The sequence below is a fragment of the Actinosynnema sp. genome (genome assembly GCF_052038725.1).
This window is the reverse complement of sequence record NZ_JBQGCX010001323.1, coordinates 1-3,449: the sequence shown is the minus strand read 5'-3', so window position 1 is coordinate 3,449 and position 3,449 is coordinate 1. Positions and strand designations below refer to the sequence as shown.

Here is a 3,449-nt window from a genome sequence, read left to right as displayed (position 1 = left end):
TTCCCGGTCGCGGTGGGCGGGGGAGTGCCGCACGGCTGCCCGGAGGTCCTCGCGGAGCTGGAGGTCCGCCTGCGCGCCGCGCTCCCGGTCACCGAGGTCCTGCCGGTGGACGAACCGGCCCGCACCGTCCGGGCCGCGCTCCAGTCCTGCGAGCGCGCGGGCGAGATCGTGCTGCCGCGCGCCATCGAGGACCACTCCGCCTGGCTGCTCGACCTCTCAGAGGCCCCGAGGCGGCGGGAACCCGAACCGTCCACAGTGGACCTGAAGCGGTCCACTCCCATCGGGTTGGGCCTGTGCCTGGCCTCCTGGGGCGGCTCCGGCCTCACGGCCGCGCTCGCGGCGGCGGCCGACGCCGACGTGGTCGACCTGCCCACCGACACCACCTCGGGCCTGTTCGACGCGGTCCGCTGGCAGCGCGACCCCCGCTACCGCGAGGAGACCGCCGAGGCGCTGCGCGGCGCGCGCGTGGGCTGCCTGAGCAACAGCCGCGACACGCAGCTCCTGCTCGGCCCGCACGGCCCGCACACCGACCCGGTCCACCGGGGGAGCGCCGAGGACAAGGCCGCCCACGCCAGGCGGCACGCCGAGGCCACCCTCCGCGCCGCCGCCGACCTGGGCGTCCCCCAGGTGCGGCTGATGCTCGGCGTCCCCGACCTGTCCCGCTGGTTGTCCTGGTGGCACAGCGACGTCTCCTGGTCCGACAACGTCGACCGGTGGCGGGCCGCGGCCACTCCGCTGCTCGACCTGGCCGCCGACCTCGGCGTCACCGTGCTCGTGGAACCCCACCCCAAGCAGGTCGCCTACGACCCGGCCAGCGCCGAGGCCCTGCTCGACGCCACCGGGGACCACCCGGCCGACGTGCGCCTGTGCCTGGACGTGGCGAACCTGGCGGCGGTCGGCCACGACCCGGTGGCCGCGGTCCACCGCCTCGGCGACCGGACGGCGGCGGCCCACGCCAAGGACCTCCAGCGCTGGACCGGCCCCGGCGACCCGCGCGGCGCGGGCTGGTCCCGCTACGGGCCCGGCCCGGCGATCCGCTTCCGCACCCTGGGCGCGGGCGAGCTGCCCTGGCCCGCCATCACGGCCGCGCTGCTCGACGTCGGCTTCACCGGGGCCCTCTACGTCGAGCACGAGGACGCCCTCGTCCCCAGGGAGCAGGGGGCGGCCACCTCGGCGCGCCTGCTGCGCGAGCTGCTCCCGCAGTCCCGCCCGCAGGGGAGGACCTGGTGACCTCCGACGTCCGCGCCGCCCTGCTCGCCGGAGGTCTCGGCGAGCGCATGGGCAGGCTCACCGACCGCACCTGCAAACCGCTGGTGCCGTACGCGGCCTCGTGCAGGCTGGTCGACTTCAGCGTCGCCAACGCGGTCCGCTCGGGCATCCCCGAGCTGGTGCTGATGTCGCTGCACCGCGAGCGCGACCTGATCGACCACCTGCGCCGCAACTGGGACGGCAACGGCCTGAGGGTCCACTTCGGACCGCACGACGCCCTGGTCCGCTCCGGCCACGACGGCCCGCTGCCCGAGCGCCCGCCGGAGCGCGGCACGGCGGACGCCCTGCTGGCCAACGCCGAGCACGTGTTCGCGCCGGGCGCGCGGGACGTCCTGGTGCAGCACGCCGACCACGTCTACGACCTGGACTACGGCCCGATGGTCGCGGCCCACCGGGCCGCGGACGCGGACGTCACGATCGGCGTGCAGCGCATCGAGCGCCGCTACGTGTCCCTGTTCGGCATGGTCGAGGTGGACGACGCCCTGGCCGTGCGCAGGCTCGTGGAGAAGCCGCGGAACCCGACCTCGGACCTGGTGTTCACCGCGTTCTGCCTGTTCAAGGCGGACGTGCTGGAACGGGTGCTGACCGAGCTGGACGCGCAGCCGCAGGACGCCTGGCAGCACGACATCAGCCGCGACGTCCTGCCGCACATGATCGCGCAGGGCCACCGCGACCTGGAGCACCCGATCTCCTCCTACTGGGCCGACGAGGGCACCGTCGCCCGCTACCGCGAGGAGCACATGAAGCTGCTGACCACCCCGTCCCCGCTCCCGCCCGACGCCCTGCCGAGGACCCTGGCGGGCGAGCCGCCGCGCTTCGACCCGCTGACCGGCAGCCTGCTCCCGCACCGCCTCCCGGACGGCGTCGACCTGCGCGGCGTCGACCTGCGCGACAGCGTCGTGTTCCCCGGCGCGGTGGTCGAACCGGGCGCGCTCGTGCACGGCTCGGTGCTCCTGCCCGGCGCGGTGGTCCCGGCGGGCGTGGCGGCCAGGGACACCGTGGTCGACGACCACCTGGCCGAGTCCCGCGAGGGGGTGAGCGCCCTGGAACCGGCCAACCGCTGACGAATTCCCCTCGCGCGCGGGAGTAGCGGCCACAACCTGGCCGCTACCCCTGCGAGTGTCGTCCCCACAGCACGACGGCACACCGAGGAGAACCACCGATGACCGTGAACGTCACCCCCCACCTGAACTTCCGCGGCGACGCCCGCGCGGCCCTGGAGTTCTACCGCGAGGTCTTCGGCGGCCACCTGGTCGCGGTCACCTACGCGGACGCCCACGCCGCCGAGACCCCGGAGCAGGCCGACCAGGTCATGTGGGGCCAGGTCACCTCCCCCGAGGGCTTCGCGGTGATGGCCTACGACGTCCCGCCGTCCCGCGAGTGGGACGCGGGCGCGGCCCCGTTCTTCGTCTCGGTGCGCGGCGACGACGAGGCCGAGCTCACCACCCGCTGGAAGGCGCTGTCCGAGGGCGCGCAGGTCCTCGCCCCGCTCGCGCCGTCCGCGTGGGCCCCGCTGTACGGGATGCTGAAGGACCGCTTCGGCGTCACCTGGGTGCTCGACATCGCGGCCCCCTACCAGGGCTGATCCGCGCCCGACCGCTCCCCGGCGCGCAGGGGAGCGGTCACCCGGCGGGGCGCAGCCCGTCGACCAGGAACCCCACCACGCGCCGGGCGTCGTACGATGGGTCCAGGTCGGCGCCGATGCACAGGTTGCCGATCGCCATCAGCACCTCCCGCGCCACCAACCCCTCCCGCACCTCGCCCGCCGCCTCCGCCGCCGACAGCAGCCGCTCGAACACCGGCAGCAACCGCTCCAGGAAGTGCGCGTGCAGCGCCTGGAACCCCTCGTCGTCCGACCGCATCGCCGACGCCAGGCCGTGCTTGGTCACCAGGAAGTCCACGAACAGGTCGGCCCACCGGCGCACCGCCTCGTGCGGCGACGCGCAGCAGGTCAGCAGCGCGGGCCCGGCCTCGGCGCAGGCGTCCACCTGGTGCCGGAACACCGCGATCACCAGGTCCGCGCGGGTGGGGAAGTGCCGGTAGATGGTCCCCACGCCCACCCCGGCCCTGGCCGCGATGTCCCGCACCGGGGCCTCCACCCCGGACGTCACGAACACCGCCGAGGCCGCGTCGAGCAGCGCCTCCTGGTTGCGCCGGGCGTCGGACCGCTTGGCCCGCCC

The 3,449-nt window shown here is 75.3% G+C and carries 4 protein-coding genes; 3 read left to right on the top strand and 1 reads right to left on the bottom strand.

Translation table 11 applies throughout. The features are described 5' to 3' along the window. The 3 genes from ACTUAL_RS27900 to ACTUAL_RS27890 form a co-directional block, all read left to right on the top strand. Nucleotides 1–1,230: sugar phosphate isomerase/epimerase family protein (locus ACTUAL_RS27900; protein WP_440902323.1), on the top strand; the 1,230-nt coding region annotated here is incomplete at its 5' end. After that, on the top strand, nt 1,227–2,333 hold the full coding sequence (locus tag ACTUAL_RS27895) for a sugar phosphate nucleotidyltransferase (protein WP_440902322.1): 1,107 nt from the start codon (nt 1,227–1,229) through the stop codon (nt 2,331–2,333). The genes ACTUAL_RS27900 and ACTUAL_RS27895, both read left to right, overlap by 4 nt. Nucleotides 2,334–2,431: 98 nt before the next feature. Then, complete coding sequence (locus ACTUAL_RS27890) at nt 2,432–2,854, top strand: VOC family protein (protein WP_096492524.1); 423 nt, start codon at nt 2,432–2,434, stop codon at nt 2,852–2,854. A 37-nt stretch (nt 2,855–2,891) separates the two neighbouring features. Here ACTUAL_RS27890 and ACTUAL_RS27885 read toward each other — a convergent pair. Then, nucleotides 2,892–3,449 (bottom strand): TetR/AcrR family transcriptional regulator (locus ACTUAL_RS27885; RefSeq protein WP_440902321.1); only part of this gene is annotated, 558 nt, incomplete at its 5' end.

What these genes read in the sequence shown, in the direction of transcription:
- ACTUAL_RS27890 (WP_096492524.1), top strand. Translation starts at nt 2,432, where the DNA reads ATGACCGTGAACGTCACCCCCCACCTGAACTTCCGCGGCGACGCCCGC.